Origin of the sequence: Kribbella monticola, from assembly GCF_003261635.1 — a bacterium.
Classification (GTDB): Bacteria; Actinomycetota; Actinomycetes; order Propionibacteriales; family Kribbellaceae; genus Kribbella; species Kribbella monticola.
This window is the reverse complement of sequence record NZ_QFXK01000022.1, coordinates 119,976-140,133: the sequence shown is the minus strand read 5'-3', so window position 1 is coordinate 140,133 and position 20,158 is coordinate 119,976. Positions and strand designations below refer to the sequence as shown.

The following is a 20,158-nucleotide window of genomic DNA, read 5'->3' as shown; positions in this document are numbered from 1 at the left end:
GAAGCTACCATTGGACAACGATTTCTGGCAGTTACTTTCATCAGAGCGCCAAATGATCGGCTTCAGGTCAGGTGAGCCCGAAGCGCAGGGCGTACACGAGCGCCCAGTCCTGGTCGTTGGCGAGCGGGTCGGCGACGTGAGCGGGTCGGCCGTTGACCGCGCTCGGGTAGACGAAGGCGCAGGTGGCCGAGCCGTCCGGGAAGAAATTGACCAGATTGGCGCGCAGGATCGCGCGCCCGATGTGTGCGAGCTCGTCGGACGGCCAGGAGAGGTAGACGGCCGCACTGAGCACCGACCAGTAATGCGGGAACACGTCAGCCCAGAGCCGGAGCAGCCCGAACCAGTAGCCGTCCCAGTGACGGATCGGGATGTGACGCAGCCGTACGTCGGGCTGGTCCGCGGCGAACGCCGTCAGCCAGGGCAGCCGGCGATCCAGTTCAGCGCGATCGACCAAGCCTGCTTCATGGGCCGCCACCAGCAGTTCCAGCAGCGGAGCGACCATCGACTGCTCGTAATTCACCTCATGGGGTGGCAGGTCTTCGCCGTACTCCAGGAAGATCCGCGCATGCCGGTCCAGGTGCTCCAGCAGGCGCGGCGAATGCTCCGACAACGCCAGGAGCAACGGGCCGAGGTCGAACGCCAGATAGTGGTCGCCACCGAGTTCGTAGTACCGGTCGATGATCTGTACTGCGCGGTCGTGGTCGCCCTGGCCGAGGAAGAACCGGGCGAACCAGGGGAAGTTGTAGAGCCGCGTCGGGCTCTCGTGCAGGCTGTCGTCGGCAACAGTGCCATCGGCTGCCACCAGGTGCTCCACTACGAACTGCTCGTACCCCGTCAGCGCTTCGTCGAGCTCGGCCCGGTCGCCCCAGCCGCGATCGCGCGCCTCCTGCAGAAGCAGAGCCGTACCGATTCGCTCTCGTGCGTCCGACCAGTCGCGCCAGGCGCCCGACAGCACGGTCAGCCCGGTCTCGTTGTCGTACGGCAGGAAGGAGAACCGCCTGCTGTCGCTTCGCTCTGCCGGACGCTGTCTGTCGAGCACGAACCGCAGCCGCGACTCGACCAACTCCCGCAGCGGCTGGTGGAACAGCACCTGGATCCGCGAGCTCACCTTGCCGTCAGTGGCTTCGACGTACTGCGTACCGGGTATCGCCGAGGTGACCGACGACGGACCGGTCACACCGTGGGCCGGCCGCACCGACAGCGTCTCCCCGACCTCGGCCACCAATTCGGTTGCCTCCAGCAACGGCTGCCGGGTCGCGTGGAAGTCGGCGAGGCTGTCGTGCCAGCCGAGTTGCCAGGTCCAGCGATAGGAGTCGCCCGGCCGGAGTACGAGCTGCGGTTGACCACCCATCGCGTGCGGCGCCCGGAAGTGGTCGGTGACGTGCAGGTAGAGGTGTCCCCTGCTGTTGCTGCCGATCCCGCCGTCACGTGACTCGACCGAGTACGCCCAGAGCTCGCCCTCGGTGAGCTGCAGGCCGAGCCCCGGTCCGCTGCCGTCCATCGGCGTCGCCCAGACCCATGAATCTGCGCCACCGGTCCACACATGCGCATGGACCGCCTTCCGCAAGCTCTCCCGGCTCGACTCGTAGACATCGCGCCACGGCGTACTGACCGCAAGGGACCCGACAGCAACGGACTCACCCGAGACATTCCGTACTTCGTACGTCTCGGTCCACACGTCGCCGAACCGCCGGCCCACCCGCAACTCCAGGTCGCCCAGTTGATACAGCAGATCGATCCCGGCCGATCGCCAGCGCTGACTCACCGGCGCGTCCCAGCGGTGGCTGCCGCGATCGGTGATCACGAAACCCTTGCCCCAGTACCGCGTCGGGTCGTGCACCACCCCGTCCTCGAGCAACACCGAGGACCCGCGCACCGGATGAACCACGGCCGCGACGGCCCCGTCCTCCGTCAACTCCACCGACCCGGCCCCGAACCTGAACGTCTGCCCCATCGTCCCAACCTAACCGCCGTTGCGGGGGCTGAGGTCAGAGGTGGTTGGCGTGGCGGATCACGTCGACGACGTTGGACATCATGCCGGTGAGGTCGTAGTCCTTCGGGGTGTAGACGGCCGCGACCCCGGAGCCGAGGAGTGCTCGCGCGTCACCGTCGGGGACGATGCCGCCGACGACCACAGGCACGTCCTCGAGGCCGGCTTCGCGCAGGCCCGCGACGACCTGCGGTACGAGTTCCATGTGGGAGCCCGACAGGATCGAGAGACCGACGCAGTGCACGTCCTCGGCGACCGCGGCCGCGACGATCTGCTCGGGCGTCAACCGGATGCCCTGGTAGATCACCTCGAACCCGACGTCACGAGCCCGGACGGCGACCTGCTCGGCACCGTTCGAATGCCCGTCGAGACCGGGCTTGCCGACCAGGAACCGCAGCCGGCCGCCGAGTTCCTCCGACGTCGACGCCACCTTCGCCCGGACCGCGGCGATCGCCTCGCCACCGCTCGACGTACCGACCGAACCGGAGACACCCGTGGGCGCGCGGTACTCGCCGAACACCTCACGTAGTACGCCGGCCCACTCCCCCGTCGTCACACCCGCGCGGACACATCGCAAGGTCGCCGGCATCAGGTTCTCGGTCCCCTTGGCCGCCTCGCGCAAGGACGCCAGCGCTTCCTCGACCGCCTCGTCGTCGCGCTGCTCACGCCACTCGACCAAGGACGACAGGGCGGCGCTCTCGGCGGCCGGGTCGACGGTCTGGATCGCGGTCTCGAGGTTCTCGGTCAGCGGCGACGGTTCGGTGTTCTCGAACTTGTTCACGCCCACGACGATCTGCTCGCCCGACTCGATCCGCTGCCGCCGTTCGGCATGGGACGCGACCAGCGCCTGTTTGAGATACCCGCTCTCCACCGCGACGACGGCACCGCCCATCGCCTGGACGCGGTCGATCTCCTCCTGCGCCCCGGCGACCAACTCGTCCACCTTCGCCTCGATCACGTGCGAGCCGTCGAAGATGTCGTCGTACTCGAGCAGATCCGATTCGTACGCGAGCACCTGCTGCATCCTGAGCGACCACTGCTGGTCCCACGGCCGCGGCAGACCGAGCGCCTCGTTCCAGGCCGGCAACTGCACCGCCCTGGCCCGGGCGTTCTTGGACAGTGTCACGCCGAGCATCTCCAGCACGATCCGCTGCACGTTGTTCTCGGGCTGCGCCTCGGTGAGCCCGAGCGAGTTGACCTGTACGCCGTACCGAAGGCGGCGCGCCTTCGCATCGGTCACGCCGTACCGGTTGAGGCAGACGTCGTCCCAGAGCCGGACGAACGCGCGCATCTTGCAGGTCTCCTCGATGAACCGCACGCCCGCGTTGACGAAGAACGAGATCCGCTGCACCACCTCGCCGAACCGGTCGGCCGGCACTTGGCCGCCGTCGCGGACGCGATCCAGTACGGCGATCGCCGTCGAGAGCGCGAACGCCAGCTCCTGCACGGGCGTCGCCCCGGCCTCTTGCAGGTGGTAGCTGCAGATGTTGATCGGGTTCCACTTCGGCACGTTCGAGACCGTGTAGGCGATCAGGTCGGTCGACAACCGCAGCGACGCGTCCGGCGGGAAGGCATACGTACCGCGGGACAGGTACTCCTTGACGATGTCGTTCTGCGTCGTCCCGGTCAGCTCGTCGGGCAGCGCGCCCTGCTCCTGCGCGGCGACCTGGTAGAGCGCGAGCAACCACATCGCGGTCGCGTTGATCGTCATCGACGTGTTCATCTGCGCGAGCGGGATCTGGTCGAACAACGCCCGCACGTCACCCAGATGCGCCACCGGTACGCCGACCTTGCCGACCTCGCCCTTCGCCAACGGGTGGTCCGCGTCGTACCCGGTCTGCGTCGGCAGGTCGAAGGCGACCGACAGCCCGGTCTGCCCCTTGGCCAGGTTGCGCCGGAACAGCGCGTTCGACTCCACCGCCGACGAGTGCCCGGCGTAGGTCCGCATCACCCAGGGGCGGTCCTTCTCAGTCGTCATGTACCCGAGAGTAGGACTCTGTGCCCTTGTGAGTCCGCCCCTCGTGACGGGCGTCACCAGCGGCTTACATCACAGCTCGGACTAGGCGGAGATCGGGAGTGGGGTGCGTTCTACGTGGAGGATTCGGTGTAGGCGGGTGACCGCGAGGATGCGGACTACGGACGGGACCGGGTGGCGGAGGACCAGTTGGCGGCCGAGTAGCTGGGTGCGCCGGTGGGTGGCGACCAGCAGGCCGAGGCCGGTGGCGTCGAGCGCGTCGAGGGCCTCCAGGTCGACGATCACGTCGCCGTCGGAGCTGTCGATCAGCTGGTTGAGCTCTTCGCGGACTTCGGCCACCGAGCGGACGTCGAGGAATCCGGAGAGGTAGACCACGTTCGTGCAGTAACTGGTCGCTTCAGGGGTCGGTGCGAGCATGTCCGTGCCCTCCGCTCTTCGGGCGGTCGGCGAGTATCGACCGCACTCCGGCGTTGTAGTGGTACAGACTCCCTGGAGACACGAAAGGTTGCCAAGGTCTCGAGGTCTTCCATTTCGCGAGACAATGGTGTGCGTGTTCGCGGAGCACTACTTTCTCTTCCCCGTCGTGGCGATCGTGCTCGCCGGGGTGATGGTGCTGCTCACCCGCTGGGCGTTCTCCAAGCCCAAAGGCGGGTCGCTGGTGCGCCGTACTGACTATTCGCCGGCCGATCGGGACACCTTCGGGCTGTTGGTCGACGTCCGGACCGTCGGTAGTTACAACGAGGCCCGGGTGAAGGTCACGATGCTGAAGAATCTCGGCATCAAGGCCACCGCGGCCCGGACCAAGGACGGCTGGTCCGTCTACGTCTGGCCCGCCGACGAAGCCGCCGCCCGCGGCTTCCTCGACGCTTCTTAAGCGCAGTCTCGACGCTTCGTAAGCGCAGTCTCGACGCTTCGTAAGCGCGCTCGCTGCAGAGCAGCCTCGACGCTTCCTGAGGCGGATCGCGGCCTCGATTCCGGGCCGGATGTCATCCGGCTGCGCCGGTCGCGCGTCAAGGTCGCGGACGGTCGGCGGGGTCGAGAAGGGTGCTGGGCACATCGGACAAGAACTAGGTGAGCCGACCGGCAGCGCCGCTGCCACGGGACCGGAACCACCCGAGCAGACGGGTCCCGACCGGGCCGGCCGCGTAAGGAGTCCGATGACGCCCGACCTCGCCCTGGCGACGCTTGCGTTGCCCGGCCGGCCGATGGCGCCCCGAACCGCGCGGACCCCCGTCAGCACGACCGACGTAGGCGCCGACGAGGACGGCCGGATCCTGGAGTCGTCGGTGCGCGAACCCGACCGCTTCACGGTCATCTTCGACCGGTACTTCCCGCAGGTGCATTCGTACGTCGCGCGCCGGCTCGGCACCGATCTCGCCGACGACCTGTCCGCGGAGACGTTCCTGATCGCCTTCCGCCAGCGGGACCGGTTCGACCGCCGCAGCGGGGTGGTCCGCGCCTGGCTGTACGGCATCGCCACCAACCTGATCCGCCGGCACCGCCGCGACGAACTCCGGGCCTGGCGGGCGACGGCCAAGCTGCCGCTGCCGGTTCCGGCGCCCGGGCACGAGGAGCGGGTGACCGCTCAGGTCACGGCGCAGGCCACGAACCGCCGGCTCGCCGCGGCCCTGGCGAAGGTGTCCGCGAAGGACCGCGAAGTACTGATGCTGGTCGCGCTCGGCGAGCTCACGTACGACGAGGTCGCGGCCGCGCTGGGGATCAAGTACGGGACGGTGTGCTCGCGACTGTCACGGGCGCGGCGGGTCGTCCGCGAAAATCTTGGCCACCTCGATCCGACCGGGGGCACCGATCATGGCTGATCCGACCGACGAGTTCGAGACGATCCGGTCCGCCTTCCCTGAGCAGCCCGGTCCGTCGCCGGAGGTTACCGCGCAGGCCCGTCGTCAGGTCCAAGACCTCGTCCGCGCCGAGCTGACGGGCCGCCGCCACGATCGGTGGCGGGCCGCCGTACGCTCCGGGCGCATCGGTATCGCCGTGACCGCGACAACCGCCGTCGTGGCGCTGACCGCGCTGTCGGTCCCGTTGTTGCGATCCACCGGCTCGGGCCCTGACGCCGTTCCTGTCCCTGGCAGCGGTTCGCCGGCACCGCGGCTGACCGGCGCCAGCAAGGTGCTGCTCGACACCGCAGTACGCCAGGAAACGAACGAGTTGGTGGCCGGGAAGTACTTCCGGGTCCGCAGCCTGCTGATCAGCACCGGCGGCGTGCAGGTCGGCAACCCGAAGTACACGTTGCAGAAGCGGCAGATCACCGAGAGCTGGATGCCGATGAAGCGCGGGGTCCAGTCCTGGTTCGGCTGGGTCGATCTGGGGTCGCGCCCGGCGACCGTCGACGACGTGGCGAAGTGGCGGGCGCAGGGTTCGCCGACGTCGTGGCAGCTGCCGTACGAGGAGACGCCGACCACGATGGCACCCGGCGAGTCGGTGGTGAACAAGATGTCGTTCCGCGACGTACCGCCCGGCTACTACCTGAACGACGCGAAGCCGCTGACCGCCCAGCAGATCGAGGCACTGCCGACCGATCCGGCGAAGCTGCGTGCTGTTCTCAGCCGGAACATCCGGCCTGGAGCCGGTCCGGAGGAGATCGAGTACGACATCTTCAGCGCCGCCGGCCGGCTGCTGTTCGAGCTGCCGTCGCCACCGAAGCTGAGGGGTGCCGCGCTGCGGGTGCTGTCGGAACTTCCGGGAACGACGCTGCAGGAACACGTCAAGGATCCGATCGGCCGCGTCGGTACGAAGATCACCATGAACCTGCAGTGGGTCGAGAAGGGCGGCACCCCGAGCGCCTCACCGACGCTGGCCATGGGCAGCACCGGCAGCAGCTTCATCATCGATCCGGCCACCGGCCGACTGCTCAGCTCGGAATTCAAGTCGGCCCGCAAGGGCACCGGCATCACCGTCGTCCTCGAATCCGGCTGGACCGACGAACGCCCGACCCCACCCAGCAAGAAGACCCGCTAAACCACTCCCCTGACCAACCGGGCGGCCTACAGAGCGGTACCAGCAGTCCACGGAGATCTTTCGAAAAACGGTGAAAGATGCCGTTGGCAACCAGGTGCGGCAGACGATCGAGCCCGCCTTTGGGCTGAAATAGCCCGGAAAACAAGGAGGGAGGGGAACTCAAGAGTTCCCCTCCCTACTCAAGGTATAACGCATGGGGGGACTTGCCGCAACCCCCGAAATCTCCGGAGAATCACTGCCCGTAGCCGGATTCACCGGCTGCGATTCGAAGGATCGGGGTTCCTTTTGTTTGACGTGATCATTGCGGGTGGCGGACCGACCGGCATGATGCTCGCGGCCGAACTGCGGCTGCACGGCGTCCAGGTGGTGGTCCTGGAGCGGGAGGCGGAGCCGAGTCCCGTCGTCCGTGCACTCGGGCTGCACGCCCGCAGCGCGGAGGTGATGGACCAGCGCGGATTGCTGGACCGGTTCCTGGCCGTCGGTACGCCGCACCCGATCGGCGGTCAGTACGGCTTCTTCGCCGGCATCGGCAAGCAGCCGCCGGAGCACCTGGACACGGCGTTCCCTTACACGCTGGCGCTCTTCCAGCCGATCATCGACCGGATCCTGGCCGAGCACGCGGTCGAGGTCGGCGCGGAGGTCCGGCGTGGCAGCGAGCTGGTCGGGCTCAGCCAGGACGAGGATTCGGTCACCGTTGACCTTGCCGACGGCAACCAATTGCAGGCGCGGTACCTGGTCGGCTGCGACGGCGGCCGCAGTACGGTGCGCAAGGTGCTCGGTGTCGCCTTCCCCGGGCAGGACGCCCGCAACGAGTATCTGCTGGGCGAGATGAAGCTCGACGTGGACCAGGAAACGCTGACCGCAATCATGACCGAGGTCCGCAAGACGCAGCTGTTCTTCGGGGCGGGCCCGGTGGGAGACGGGCTGCACCGGGTCGTCGTACCGGCCGCCGGGGTGGCCACGGACCGCCGGACCGCGCCGACCATCGAGGAGTTCCGGGAGCAGTTGCGGGTGACCACGGGGACGGACTTCGGGGCGCACTCGCCGCGCTGGCTTTCGCGGTTCGGTGACGCGACCAGGTTGGCCGAGCAGTACCGGTCGGGGCGGGTGTTGCTGGCCGGCGACGCGGCGCATGTGCACCCACCACTGGGCGGGCAGGGGCTCAACCTGGGCGTCCAGGACGCGTTCAACCTGGGCTGGAAGCTGGCTGCGGAGGTCAACGGCTGGGCTCCGGAGAGCCTGCTGGACACGTACCACGACGAGCGGCATCCGGTCGCCGCGATGGTGCTGGACAACACGCTGGCGCAGGGGGTGCTGATGGATCCCGCCCCGGGTCCGCAGGCGATGCGGCGGTTGATGTCGCGGCTGATGGACTTCGAGGATGTCAACAAGTACGTGATCGAGATGGTGATGTCGATCGGGATCCGCTACGACTTCGGCGACGACAACGAGCTGGTCGGCCGGCGCCTGCGCAACGTCGAACTGAAGAACGGCCGCCTGTACGACCAGCTGCACGCGGGACGCGGCCTGCTGCTCGACCAGACCGGCCGTCTCACCGTCGACGGCTGGGACGACCGCGTCGACCACATCGTCGATACGGTCGACGGCAGTGAGGGCCTCGACTTCCCCGCGGCCCTCCTTCGCCCCGACGGCCACATCGCCTGGATCGGCGACAACAACCCGGACCTGTTCACCCACCTCACCAAGTGGTTCGGCACTCCGGTGAACTGATCCGCGCCGAGTGATCCGGGCCGACGCCCGGCCTCTGCTGTTCGTCAGGTGGGGCCAGGCCGACGCCCGGCCTCTGCTGTTCGTCAGGTGGAGGCCGGGCCGGCGTACGGATCGGTGATCTCGCGGAGCTTGCCGAGTGCCCGCCGGAGTTGGGCTGCCTGGGTGGCGCCCAGATGGGCGGTCCACTCGGCCTCGATCTCGGCGACGACGGCCGCGGCGATCGGGATCGTCTCGGCGCCGCGGTCGGCGATCTGCACCAGCCGGGCGCGGGCGTCCGTCGGATCCGGAACGCGACGGACATAGCCGGCCTTCTCCAGTTGGTCGACCAGGAAGCCGGCCGTCTGCTTGGTCACCTGCGCCTGTTCGGCCAGCTCGGTCAGCCGGCTACCGGTCGCGCTGATCCGCTGGAACACCCTGGCCTGGGCCGGCGTGATGTCGTACCCCGCCCCCGCCAACCGCTCGAAGACACGGTTCTCCATCGCTCGGTACGGGATGAACAGCAGCAATCCCAGGTTCAGCTCGTCGTCCGGCACCAGACCAGCTTGACGGGTAGTCAGAGAAACTGTCTAATTTGGTCAGAGAGGCTTACTAGTTCCGGGTGGAGCGATGGAGACCGAACAGATCTGGCGGTACGTCGACGCCGAGCGGGCCGCCTTGGCCGACCTGCTCGAAGGATTGAGCGAGGCCGAGTGGGCGACGCCGTCGGCCTGTCCGGGCTGGACGGTTCGCGACGTCGCCGCGCACGTGATCTCGTCGCCCCAGGCGCGGGTGCTGCCCGTGCTGGCCGGGATGATCCGGGCTCGGGGCAACTTCAACCGGTTCGTGTTCGAGGAAACACGGCGGCTCGGCGCGCGGTACTCGGGTGCGGAGATCGTCGCGCAGTACCGGCGTTTCGCTGGTTCGCGCCGGCGTCCGCTCGGTACGACGGTGGTCGATCCGCTCCTCGACGTCCTGATCCACACCCAGGACATCGTCCGGCCGCTGGGCCGTACTCACGAGATGCCACCCGACGCCGCGATGGTCGCGGCCGACCGGATCTGGACGAAGTCCTTCCCCTTCAAGGCCCGCAAGCGGTTGACCGGTTCTCGCCTGGTGGCCACCGACGTGGACTGGTCGGTCGGCGAGGGCACCGAGATCCGTGGCCCGATCGCGGACCTGCTGCTCCTGCTGAGTGGCCGCGAACCTGTCCGCCCCTGGACGGATGGGGCGGCGCGCGGGTAGAACGGTGCCCCAAGGGGAGGGGCGCGCTATGAAGCTGCGTTGGGGGATTTTCGCTGTCGGCTGCCTGATCGTGGGTGGGCTGCATCCGGTCGAGGCCGCGGCGGCCGATCCGGGGGCGGCCTGGACGTGGGGTGGCAACGGGACGGGTCAACTGGGCAACGGGACCACGACCACTCGCCCGACGGCGGCGGCGGTCAACTCGTTGACCAACGTCGTCGAGGTCGAGGCAGGGCGTGAGCACTCCATCGCGCTGCGATCCGATGGAACCGTCTGGACCTGGGGTTTCAACGAGATGGGCCAGCTCGGCGACGGGACGACTACGAACCGGCTGGCACCGGTCCAGGTCGGTGGCCTCAGCAACGTTGTCGACATCGCGGGCGGGCACTATCACAGCCTCGCGCTGCTCGCGGACGGAACGGTGCGCGGCTGGGGCTACAACTCGTTCGGCCAGTTGGGCAACGGCGCAACGACGAGCGCCCAGCGAACGCCGGTCGCGGTGAGCCCGCTCACCGACGTGATAGCGATCGCGGGCGGCCGCGACATGAGCTACGCCCTGCGCTCAGACGGCACGGTTTGGGGCTGGGGTCTCAACGACACCGGTCAGCTCGGTGACGGCAGCACCACCATGCGTACGCGACCGGTGCGGGTCGGTTCGCTGGAGGGCATCACCGCGATCGCCGGCGGCCGCGACCACGGGCTGGCGGTCCGATCCGACGGCACCGTCTGGGGCTGGGGCGACAACTCCCAAGGAGAGGTCGGCGACGGGACCCTGACGAATCGGCTGTCCCCCGTGCAGGTGAGCGGCCTGACCGGCGTCGTCGAAGTTGCCGCGGGCGCCTATCACTCCCTTGCCCGGTTGGCTTCCGGGGCCGTCCGCTCCTGGGGATCGAACTCGAACGGCCAACTAGGAGACGGGACGACGACCCGCCGTACGACGTCTGTCGCCGTCGCCGGAGTCAGCGGGGCGACCGCGATCGCGGCCGGACGGCAGCACAGTCTCGCGGTCGTCGGCGGCGGCGTAGTACGGGCGTGGGGATCGAATGCGACCGGGCAGCTCGGTGACGGCACCCTGGTCGATCGCAGCAGCCCGGTCACGGTCGGCGGTCTGTCGGGGGTCAGCGACATCTCGGCTGGGCGGGATCACACGATCGCCCTGGTACCGGCTGTGGTCGGTCCGCCGGATGTCACGCCGCCTTCTGCGCCAGGGGTTCCGGCCGGGGTGAGCAACTCGAGCTCGACGATCGACCTCACCTGGGCGGGATCGACGGACGACGTCAGTACTTCGTTGCGCTACCGGCTCTTCGAGGACTCCCCCACGAATCAGGTGGCGGAGGTGACCAGTTCGGCGTCGTCGGTGAGCTACCAGCGCACCGGGCTCGCGGCCGCGTCCACCCACACGTATTGGGTGACGGCAGTGGATGCCGCAGGCAACGTCAGCGACCAGGCCGGTCCATCGGCGCCGATCACGGTCCAGAACGCCTCCTCGGCGATCTACTCGACCGACTTCTCCGGCGGCTTCACCGGCTGGACCAACTCCGGACTGACCCTCGACTCGACCCAGGGCGCCGCAGCACCGCCGAGCGCCCGCGGCAATCCGACGGCGGCTCGCGCATCGGCGTACCGCGCGCTTGGAACCAGCTACCCGAACGCCTGTATGAGCACCCAGTTCCGGGTCACCTCGCTCGGGGCGAGCGTCGACCTGCTCCGGCTGCGGACCGCCACGGACGGCGGCATCATCCGCGTCTACATCGACGCCAACCGCGTCCTTTGGCTCCGCTCCGACGCCGCCGGCACCCAACGCTCGTCCGGCGTCGCCGTCCCCCTCAACACCTGGCAGAACCTGGAGCTCTGCGGCACGGTCGGCACCGCCACCACCTGGTCGCTGTACCTCAACGGCACCCTCCGAGGCACTCCTTGGCAGGCCAACACCGGCACCACCGGCATCGGCCGCATCCAACTAGGCGACACCGCCGCCAAAACCTGGACCATCAACTTCGACGACGTAGTAGTCGACCAGACCCCCGGCTAACCCGAAGCCACACCGTCTCCCACCACCCGGAGCCCGTTGGGCGTAGCGCTGGAGTTAAACAGCTGAACGCAGCTCGGCTGCTTGGTCGTAGTCACGGCGCCAGTCGCCGGTTGGGGGGAGGATGATTCGTTCGGTGCCGGCGGCCTCGTAGGCGGCGAGTTGCTCGGCTGGATCACCGTTGAGCTGAGGAGCGACCACGGTGGCCTTCAGTTGCTTGCCGTCGGCAAGTTCGTTGATGCGATCGAGGTTGGTGCGAACCTCCTCCGGTGTTGCCGCGATCGTCGCCCACCCGTCGCCGTACCGTGCGGCGCGGCGATGTGCGCGCGCACCGTTGCCTGCGACAAAGATCGGCGGCACCGGCGAACCGGGAGCGAGCGCGACCTCCAGCTTCCCGATCGTCGCGGTCTTCCCGGCGATGAGATCCCGCAGTACGGCGAGAGCCTCGTCCGTCAACCATCCGCGCTCCGAGTACTCCACGCCGGCCGCTCGCCAGCCGATGTCACCGTGCGCGGGATTCCCGGTGCCGACACCGAGGACGAGCCGGTTGTTCGACACCAGTTGCAGCGTGTTGATTTGCTTCGCCGCCCACGCGACCGGGCGCAGCGCCAGCAGCATCACGTTGTACCCGACCGTGATCCGCTCGGTCACCGCGGCTGCGGTCGCGAGCACGACGGCACTGTCGAGCAGCGGCGCACTCGCCACCAGGTGATCCGTCGACCACACCGAGTCCAGCCCGACGCTCTCGGCGTACCGGGCGCTCTCCCGTACGTCGCCGAGGATCGGGCGCTCCGGGTCCGGCGTCGAGGTGGGAAGGATGACTCCGATCTCAAGGCTCATACCCAGGGGCAACCGCCGTCCCGCGACGGCTATTCCGCCGTGGTGAGGGAATGCACCGCGGTTCGGAGCAGATCGACGATCTTGTCCGGATCGGCCTCGGCGACCCTCGACCAGACCCCGGGATAATCCAGAAGCGCATTCTCCGCCCGGCCGGTCGAGGCCGTCGCGGGCGTACCGGCTTCGGAGGACGCCGTCTACCGCGCTGGATGACGACGGCAGCGCAGTACATGGACCTGTCAGCCGCCGTACTGCGATCACGTCAAGTCGATGAAGCACTACTGGCAGGAGGCGGCATACATCCCCGACCTCGCCGACGCGGACGCCGTACGCCGGGTCGCCGCGCGGTTCCTGGAGCTGCGTGACGACGCGTTCACCGGTGGATTCGTGCTGCGCCGATTCGAGAACTTCGTCGGCGCTGAGGCGCGGACTTGGTGGATCGGCGGCCAGTGCGCTCTGGTGACGCCGCATCCTGACACGCCCGACGAGGTTCCCGATGAGGTCGACCTGACGCAGCTCGAGCCGCTCGTCGCCGAGCTGATGCTGCCGTTCGTGACGGTCGATCTGGTACGCCGTACCGACGGTGCCTGGCGAGTCGTGGAGTTGGGTGACGGGCAGGTCAGTGATTGGCCGCTCACGCGTGATCCCGCTGAACTGATCACCGCGCTGGCGTCGCCGGTCGGGGGGTTGGTGGGGATGCGGGAGAATGGAGGGGATGACGCTGACTGAGCTGTTGCCGGGGACTGTTGGGCCTGATGCGCTGTACGACGCGTTCGCGACGTGGGTAGGTGAGCAGGGCATCTCGTTGTACCCGGCGCAGGAGGAAGCGCTCATCGAGGTGATGACCGGGGCGAACGTGATCCTGTCGACGCCGACCGGGTCCGGGAAGTCGCTGGTGGCGACCGGTTCGCACTTCGCGGCGCTGGCGAACGGCGTACGGACGTTCTACACAGCGCCGATCAAGGCGCTGGTGTCGGAGAAGTTCTTCGCGCTCTGTGACATCTTCGGCGCGGACAAGGTCGGCATGCTCACCGGTGACGCCTCGGTGAACGCCGGTGCGCCGATCATCTGCTGTACCGCGGAAGTGCTGGCGAACATCGCGCTCCGTGAGGGCAGCGACGCCGACGTCGGCCAGGTGGTGATGGACGAGTTCCACTTCTACTCCGAGCCCGACCGCGGCTGGGCCTGGCAGGTCCCGCTGCTGGAGTTGCCGAAGGCGCAGTTCATCTTGATGTCCGCGACCCTCGGCGACGTCGAGCGGTTCAAGATCGACCTGAACCGCCGGACCGGGCGGCCGACCTCGATCGTGTCGTCCGGCGAGCGGCCCGTCCCGCTGATCTACAAGTACGTCACCACGCCGCTGCACGAGACGCTCACCGAGCTGCTGGTGACGCATCAGGCGCCGGTGTACGTCGTCCACTTCACGCAGGCGTCGGCCCTGGAACGCGCCCAGGCGCTGACCAGCATCAACGTCTGCACGAAGGAGGAGAAGGACAAGATCAAGGAGCTCATCGGGCACTTCCGGTTCAGCCCCGGCTTCGGCAAGACGCTGCAGCGGCTGATCATGCACGGGATCGGCGTCCACCACGCCGGCATGCTCCCGAAGTACCGAAGGCTGGTCGAGCAGCTCGCTCAGGCCGGTCTGCTCAAGGTCATCTGCGGCACCGACACCCTCGGCGTCGGCATCAACGTGCCGATCAGGACCGTGTTGCTGACGGCGCTGAGCAAGTACGACGGACGCCGGCAGCGCATCCTCAAGGCACGCGAGTTCCATCAGATCGCGGGTCGCGCGGGCCGCGCCGGGTACGACACCTCCGGCACGGTCGTCGTGCAGGCGCCGGACCACGTCGTGGAGAACGTCCGGCTGATGGCCAAGGCCGGCGACGATCCGAAGAAGCAGCGCCGGGTGCAGCGGAAGAAGCCGCCGGAGGGGTTCGTCACGTGGGGCGAGGACACCTTCGACCGCTTGGTCGCGGCCGAGCCCGAAGCGCTGCAGAGCAGGATGCGGGTCAGCCACGCGATGCTGCTGAACGTGATCGCCCGCGACGGCGACGCGTTCGCGAGCATGCGGCATCTGCTGCAGGACAACCACGAGGATTCGCGCGCGCAACTGCGGTTGATCCGCCGCGCGATCCAGATCTACCGCACGCTGCTCACCGCGGGCGTCGTCGAGCGGCTCGACGAGCCCGACGAGAACGGCCGGTCGCTGCGGCTGACGGTCGATCTGCAGAAGGACTTCAGCCTGAACCAGCCGTTGTCCACCTTCGCGCTGGCCGCGCTCGACCTGCTCGACCCCGAGGACCCGACGTACGCGCTCGACGTCGTCTCGATCATCGAGGCGACGCTGGAGGACCCGCGCGCGGTTCTGCTCGCCCAGCTGCATCACGCCAAGGGCGAGGCCGTGCAGGGGATGAAGGCCGACGGGATCGAGTACGAGGAGCGGATGGAGCTGCTCGACGAGATCAGCTGGCCGAAGCCGCTCGAAGAGTTGCTCGAGGCAACGTTCGACATGTACCGCCAGACGCATCCGTGGATCGCGGACACCGGGTTGTCACCGAAGTCCGTGGTCCGGGACATGTTCGAGCGGGCGATGACGTTCGGCGAGTTCGTCCAGTACTACGGTCTAGCCCGCTCGGAAGGCGTCGTACTGCGGTATCTGTCCGACACCTACAAGGCGCTCCGGCAGACCGTGCCGCCGGACAAGGTGAACGAGGATCTCACCGACCTGATCGAGTGGCTCGGCGAGGTCGTCCGGCAGACCGACTCCAGCCTGCTCGACGAATGGGAGGAGCTGACCAACCCGGCCACCGACCAGGTCGTCGCGCCGGTGCCGGCCGGACCGCGCCGGATCACCTTGAACAGCAGGGCTTTCCGGGTCCTGGTCCGCAACGCGATGTTCCGCCGCGTCGAGCTCGTCGCGCTGCACCGCTGGGCGGAGCTCGGCCAGCTCGACCAGGAGTCCGGCTGGGACGCGGGCCGCTGGGCAGAAGCCGGTACGGCGTACTACGCCGAGCACAGCAGCCTCGGAACAGGACCGGCCGCTCGCGGACCGGCACTGTTCATGGTCGAGGAGCACCCCGGCTACTGGGAGGTGCAGCAGATCATCGACGACCCCGAGGGCAACCACGACTGGCGCATCACCGCCACCGTCGACCTCGAGGCCTCCGACGAAGCCGGCGCCCTGGTCCTCGAACTCGTCTCCTTCAAACCACTCTAGAGCCCTTGCGTCCGAAGAGACGTGGGTCCTGCCCCTCGATGCTTCGGACGCAAGGGATTGATCAGGTGGGCCACTCCATGTCGACCTTGGTCTCGCGGTCGTAGTCGACGCCGGGGACGTCGAAGCCGTAGAGGCGGCGGACTTCTGAGTAGAACCAGGCGGCGTCGGCGACCTCACCGATGTTGTCGACGGTCGCCGAATCCCACTGCTCCTTGACCGCTGCCTGCACGGCCGGATCGAGTTCCCAGCGATCCAGGCGGATCCGGCCGTCCTCGTCGAGGTCGAGCGGCTTCGCGCCGGTGAGCTGGTCCCACAACGAGATCGACTGCTGCATCGGCGTCTGCAGCTTGTCGCCGAGCACCTTGTGCAACACGCTCACGTACAGCCCGATGCCGGGGATCGCGGACGATGCCTGCGTCACGGCGGCCCCGTTGACCGACGTACGGGCCTGTACGCCGTCGCGCTCGCGCAGTGTTTCGGCCGTCTTCTCAAGGTGCGCCTTCGCAGCGCCGATCGAGCCCTGCCGGTAGATCGGGCCGGTCAGCTCCGAGCCGATATAGGTCAGCGCGACCGTGCTGAACCCGTCCTTGAGCAGTTTGCGCTCCTCCAGCGCGTCCACCCAGCGGATCCAGTCCTCACCGCCCATCACCTGGACGGTCTCGGCGACCTCTTCGTCAGTCGCAACCTCGATCGCGACCTCCTGCAGCACCGGTTCGCCGTCCTCGAACGCGAGGCTCTTCGTCCGAGCCGGCTGCCCGATCGCCTTGATCACCGATTGGTACGTCGTGTCCGTGCGCGGGTCGACCCGGCGCGGCGCGGCGACGCTGTAGATCAGGTAGTCCACTCCCCCGAACCGCTCGGCGATCAGGTCGAGCACGTCCGCCTTCGTCGTGTCCGCGAAGGCGTCCGCGTTGACGAAGTGGAACTCGCTGCCGCGCTCGGCCGCATACGCCGCGGTCTCCGCGGTCCGGTACCAACCCGCGGTCGCCGTACGCCGATGGGTCGGCGCCTTCTCGAAGGAGACACCGACGCCGTTGATCCCGTACCGGGCGAGCCCCGCGACCGTCGCGGCCAGTCCGTACCCCGAGCTGGAGCCGACGATCAACGCGACCGGCCGCGAGTCCGTCGTACGGGCCTCGACCTGGCCGGTCAGGTCCCGGACCAGCTGGGCGCACCCGGCCGGGTGCGAATCGAGGAACAGGAAACCACGGCCGACGGGTTTGATCAGGCGGTCAGTCATGGGCCCGACCCTAACCCGTGCCCGTCATACCGCGGCACTACTTCCAAGTACGGCGGTCAGTTCCAGTACAGCTCGGCGTCGTCGGGCTCGACGGTGACGTCGGCCCCGAGGCGGCGCAGGTTGCCGGCGAAGTCGGTGTAGCCGCGGTGCACGTGGTGCGCGGCCGACACCAGGGTCTCCCCCTCGGCCGCGAGCCCGGCGATCACCAGCGCAGCGCCTGCCCGGATGTCACTGGCCACCACCGGCGCTCCGGACAGCCGCGGGACGCCCCGTACGACGGCGTGGTGCCCGTCGGTCTGGATCTGCGCGCCGAGCCGGGTCAGCTCCTGGGCGAAGGTGAACCGGCCTTCGAACAGGTTCTCGGTCACCATCGCGGCGCCGTCGCTGACCGCGTTCATCGCGATCACGAAGGCCTGCAGGTCCGTCGCGAAGCCCGGGTACGGCAGGGTGACCACGTCCACCGGCTTCGGCCGGTCGTGCATCACGACCCGGAAGCCCGGATTCAGGACGCTGATCTCGGCGCCGGCCTTGTGCAGCTTGTCCAGCGGCAGTTCGAGATGCTCGGCGTGACCGTTCGCGATGGTGATGTCGCCCTTGGTGATCGCCGCCGCGAACGCCCAGCTGCCACTGACGATCCGGTCCGGGACCACCACGTGGTCGACCGGCTGGAGCAGTCCGTCGACGCCGGAGACCTCGATCCGCGGCGTACCGGCGCCGTCGATCTGGGCACCCATCTCGACCAGCATCGCGGCGATGTCCTGGATCTCCGGCTCCCGGGCGGCGTTCTCGATCACCGTGGTGCCCTTGGCCAGTACCGCGGCCATCATGATCGTCTCGGTCGCGCCGACGCTGGGGAAGTCGAGCCACACCTCGGCGCCGTGCAGGCCCTGCGGCGCCTCCGCGATCACGAAACCGTGCTCGATGTGGACCTTCGCGCCCATCGACTCCAGGCCCGCGACGTGCATGTTCAGCCCGCGCGAGCCGATGTTGTCGCCGCCGGGCAGCGCCACCTCCGCCTGACCGCACCGGCCGAGCAGCGGCCCGAGTACCGAGATCGAGGCCCGCAGCTTGCGGACCAGCTCGTAGTCGCACTGGTGGCCGATCTCACCCGGCACCGCGATGGTCGCCGTACTGGCGTCCGCGTCGACCTTCACCGAGCAGCCGAGCGTGTCCAGCAGCTGGGCCATGAAGGTGACGTCCAGGATGCTCGGCACCTGCCGGAGCGTCGTCGTCCCCTCGGCCAGCAGAGCCGCCGCCATCAGCTTCAGCACGCTGTTCTTCGCGCCTGCCACCTCGACCGTGCCCTGGAGCCGTGCCTCACCTGCGATCCGAAACCGTTCCACCTGCTGACTGTATCGGCTCGGCTTCTCGACCCTGCGTAGAGTGCCGTGACATGGCTGTGAACTTGACGCGGATCTATACCCGGACCGGCGACGCCGGCGAGACCCGCCTGGGCGACATGAGCAAGACCACCAAGACCGATCCGCGGCTGGCGGCGTACGGCGAGGTCGACGAGGCGAACTCCTCGATCGGCGTCGCGATCGCGGCCGGCCATCTCAACAGTTCGCTGGTGCTGCTGCTGACGCGGATCCAGAACGACCTGTTCGACGTGGGCGCGGACCTGTGCAATCCGATCACTCCCGACCCGGAGTACCCGCCGCTGCGGATCACCCAGGAGTACATCGACCGGCTCGAAGGGTGGTGCGACGAGTACAACAACCGGCTGACCAAGCTGCGCTCGTTCATCCTGCCCGGCGGTTCGGTCGGGTCGGCGTACCTGAACGTGGCCCGCACGGTCACCAGGCGGGCCGAGCGCGCCGGCTGGGTGGCGGTCGAGGCGCACGGGCCGAGCGTGAACCTGCTCGCGATCACCTACCTCAACCGGCTGTCCGACCTGCTGTTCATCCTCGGCCGGGTCGCCAACCTCTCCTCCGGCGGCGACGTCCTCTGGGTGCCCGGCGGCGACCGGAAGTCATAGCCGCTGCGTGCGGGCGCGGTACTCGCTAGGGGTGGAGCCGACCAGGGCGCGGAAGCGACGAGCGAAGTAGGTCGGGTCGTCCCAGCCGACCGCCGCGCCCACGCGCGAGGCCGGCAGAGTCGTCTGGACGAGCAGCGTTGCTGCACGCTCCGCTCGGAGCCGGGCGAGGAAGCCGAGCGGGCTCAAGCCGGTGTGCCGCCGGAAAAGCCGGCTCAGGTACGCCGGGTCGAGGTTCACCGCTGCCGCTAGGTCGTCCAGCCGCCACGGCTCGGTCAACGCTGCCTGGAGGTGCCCCACCGCGGCCGTCACCGCCGGGTGCACGGCCTGGTGAGGTGTTGCCGGCTGCTCAATCAGACCGTCGGCCAGAATGCCCAACACACTCACCAACCGTCCAAGCAACCGCCCGGACTCGCGCCGCGCATCGCGCTCGGGCTCGCGGTCGGCCGGTCCGCTGCTGCGTCGGGGCTCGCGGTCGGCCGGTCCGCTGCTCGGCCGATGCTTGCGATCGGGCGGCCCGCTGCTCCTCCGGTGGGACAACTCCCGCTCCAACCTGGCGATCTCTTCGATCGCGTCGTCCGCGGCGTCCGGAGCGACCTGGACCACCGCGAGGCCGTGGGGTCCGCGGGCGATCGGCGCTGTCCAGAGAAGATCCCGTAGTACGGGAATCTGCTGCAATGCCGACAGCTCGGCGCTGAGCCCTTGCGCCGAGATGCAGCAGTTGGCGACGACCAGGTCCGAGCACTCGCGGAACGCGTGCCACGCGCCCGGGCGCAGCACGATCACCTGCCCACGGCGAACCAGCTGTTCGCCCTGGCTCGTCTGGTGACGACCTGTTCCGGTCCCGACGACGGCGATCTCGACGAAGTCGTGCGCATGCGCCTCGACATCCACGTCCAGCCGGTGCACGCCACCCCAGACCGGGCCGCCGAGAAACAGCTCCGCCTCGTGCAGGGTCTCCGGCATG

16 protein-coding genes and 1 pseudogene are annotated in these 20,158 nt (G+C 68.5%); 9 read left to right on the top strand and 8 right to left on the bottom strand.

Going from position 1 to position 20,158, the window contains the following annotated elements; all coding sequences use genetic code 11:
• Positions 1-67: 67 nt before the first annotated feature.
• The 3 genes from DIZ26_RS09750 to DIZ26_RS09740 form a co-directional block, all read right to left on the bottom strand.
• A complete protein-coding gene (locus DIZ26_RS09750; protein ID WP_112239559.1) occupies positions 68-1,954 on the bottom strand; it encodes a hypothetical protein in 1,887 nt (628 codons plus the stop codon).
• Between the two features lie 34 nt (positions 1,955-1,988).
• On the bottom strand, positions 1,989-3,968 hold the full coding sequence (locus DIZ26_RS09745) for a protein meaA (RefSeq protein ID WP_112239557.1): 1,980 nt from the start codon (positions 3,966-3,968) through the stop codon (positions 1,989-1,991).
• Positions 3,969-4,049: 81 nt separating this feature from the next.
• A complete protein-coding gene (locus DIZ26_RS09740; RefSeq protein WP_112239554.1) occupies positions 4,050-4,382 on the bottom strand; it encodes an STAS domain-containing protein in 333 nt (110 codons plus the stop codon).
• A gap of 124 nt (positions 4,383-4,506) precedes the next feature.
• On the opposite strand from DIZ26_RS09740, the gene DIZ26_RS09735 reads away from it, so the two are divergent.
• The 4 genes from DIZ26_RS09735 (at position 4,507) to rox (ending at position 8,675) form a co-directional block, all read left to right on the top strand.
• Positions 4,507-4,839 (top strand): hypothetical protein, encoded by a 333-nt coding sequence (locus DIZ26_RS09735; protein WP_112239552.1) that lies wholly within the window; start codon positions 4,507-4,509, stop codon positions 4,837-4,839.
• 283 nt (positions 4,840-5,122) lie between these two features.
• On the top strand, positions 5,123-5,785 hold the full coding sequence (locus DIZ26_RS09730) for an RNA polymerase sigma factor (RefSeq protein ID WP_112239550.1): 663 nt from the start codon (positions 5,123-5,125) through the stop codon (positions 5,783-5,785).
• On the top strand, positions 5,778-6,944 hold the full coding sequence (locus DIZ26_RS09725; protein ID WP_112239548.1) for a CU044_5270 family protein: 1,167 nt from the start codon (positions 5,778-5,780) through the stop codon (positions 6,942-6,944). The genes DIZ26_RS09730 and DIZ26_RS09725 overlap by 8 nt, the downstream gene beginning before the upstream one ends.
• A gap of 294 nt (positions 6,945-7,238) precedes the next feature.
• Positions 7,239-8,675, top strand: a complete 1,437-nt coding sequence (gene rox, locus DIZ26_RS09720; RefSeq protein ID WP_232828240.1) for a rifampin monooxygenase — start codon at positions 7,239-7,241, stop codon at positions 8,673-8,675.
• An 83-nt stretch (positions 8,676-8,758) separates the two neighbouring features.
• Here the strand turns inward: rox and DIZ26_RS09715 are convergent, their stop codons facing one another.
• Positions 8,759-9,208: a MarR family winged helix-turn-helix transcriptional regulator gene (locus DIZ26_RS09715; RefSeq protein WP_112239544.1), complete on the bottom strand. Its 450-nt coding sequence runs from the start codon at positions 9,206-9,208 to the stop codon at positions 8,759-8,761.
• Positions 9,209-9,281: 73 nt separating this feature from the next.
• On the opposite strand from DIZ26_RS09715, the gene DIZ26_RS09710 reads away from it, so the two are divergent.
• Together DIZ26_RS09710 and DIZ26_RS09705 are read left to right on the top strand one after the other, a co-directional pair.
• A complete protein-coding gene (locus DIZ26_RS09710) occupies positions 9,282-9,896 on the top strand; it encodes a maleylpyruvate isomerase family mycothiol-dependent enzyme (RefSeq protein WP_112239542.1) in 615 nt (204 codons plus the stop codon).
• A 28-nt stretch (positions 9,897-9,924) separates the two neighbouring features.
• A complete protein-coding gene (locus tag DIZ26_RS09705; RefSeq protein ID WP_157979664.1) occupies positions 9,925-11,925 on the top strand; it encodes an RCC1 domain-containing protein in 2,001 nt (666 codons plus the stop codon).
• 54 nt (positions 11,926-11,979) lie between these two features.
• Here the strand turns inward: DIZ26_RS09705 and DIZ26_RS09700 are convergent, their stop codons facing one another.
• On the bottom strand, positions 11,980-12,762 hold the full coding sequence (locus DIZ26_RS09700) for an LLM class flavin-dependent oxidoreductase (RefSeq protein WP_112239539.1): 783 nt from the start codon (positions 12,760-12,762) through the stop codon (positions 11,980-11,982).
• A gap of 264 nt (positions 12,763-13,026) precedes the next feature.
• Here DIZ26_RS09700 and DIZ26_RS09695 point away from each other — a divergent pair.
• Together DIZ26_RS09695 and DIZ26_RS09690 are read left to right on the top strand one after the other, a co-directional pair.
• Positions 13,027-13,488: pseudogene (locus DIZ26_RS09695) on the top strand (ATP-grasp domain-containing protein); the annotation flags it as partial.
• Positions 13,475-15,976, top strand: a complete 2,502-nt coding sequence (locus DIZ26_RS09690; RefSeq protein ID WP_112239537.1) for a DEAD/DEAH box helicase — start codon at positions 13,475-13,477, stop codon at positions 15,974-15,976. The pseudogene DIZ26_RS09695 and the gene DIZ26_RS09690, both read left to right, overlap by 14 nt.
• Positions 15,977-16,037: 61 nt before the next feature.
• Here DIZ26_RS09690 and fabV read toward each other — a convergent pair whose 3' ends face one another.
• Both fabV and murA read right to left on the bottom strand, forming a co-directional pair.
• Positions 16,038-17,216: an enoyl-[acyl-carrier-protein] reductase FabV gene (fabV, locus tag DIZ26_RS09685; protein WP_112239535.1), complete on the bottom strand. Its 1,179-nt coding sequence runs from the start codon at positions 17,214-17,216 to the stop codon at positions 16,038-16,040.
• A gap of 56 nt (positions 17,217-17,272) precedes the next feature.
• Positions 17,273-18,559, bottom strand: a complete 1,287-nt coding sequence (gene murA, locus DIZ26_RS09680; protein ID WP_112239533.1) for a UDP-N-acetylglucosamine 1-carboxyvinyltransferase — start codon at positions 18,557-18,559, stop codon at positions 17,273-17,275.
• A 50-nt stretch (positions 18,560-18,609) separates the two neighbouring features.
• Between murA and DIZ26_RS09675 the strand changes: the two genes are divergently transcribed.
• Positions 18,610-19,194, top strand: a complete 585-nt coding sequence (locus tag DIZ26_RS09675; protein WP_112239531.1) for a cob(I)yrinic acid a,c-diamide adenosyltransferase — start codon at positions 18,610-18,612, stop codon at positions 19,192-19,194.
• Here the strand turns inward: DIZ26_RS09675 and DIZ26_RS09670 are convergent.
• Positions 19,189-20,157: an AraC family transcriptional regulator gene (locus DIZ26_RS09670; RefSeq protein WP_112239529.1), complete on the bottom strand. Its 969-nt coding sequence runs from the start codon at positions 20,155-20,157 to the stop codon at positions 19,189-19,191. The two genes, DIZ26_RS09675 and DIZ26_RS09670, sit on opposite strands and share 6 nt — an antisense overlap.
• Position 20,158: the final 1 nt, after the last annotated feature.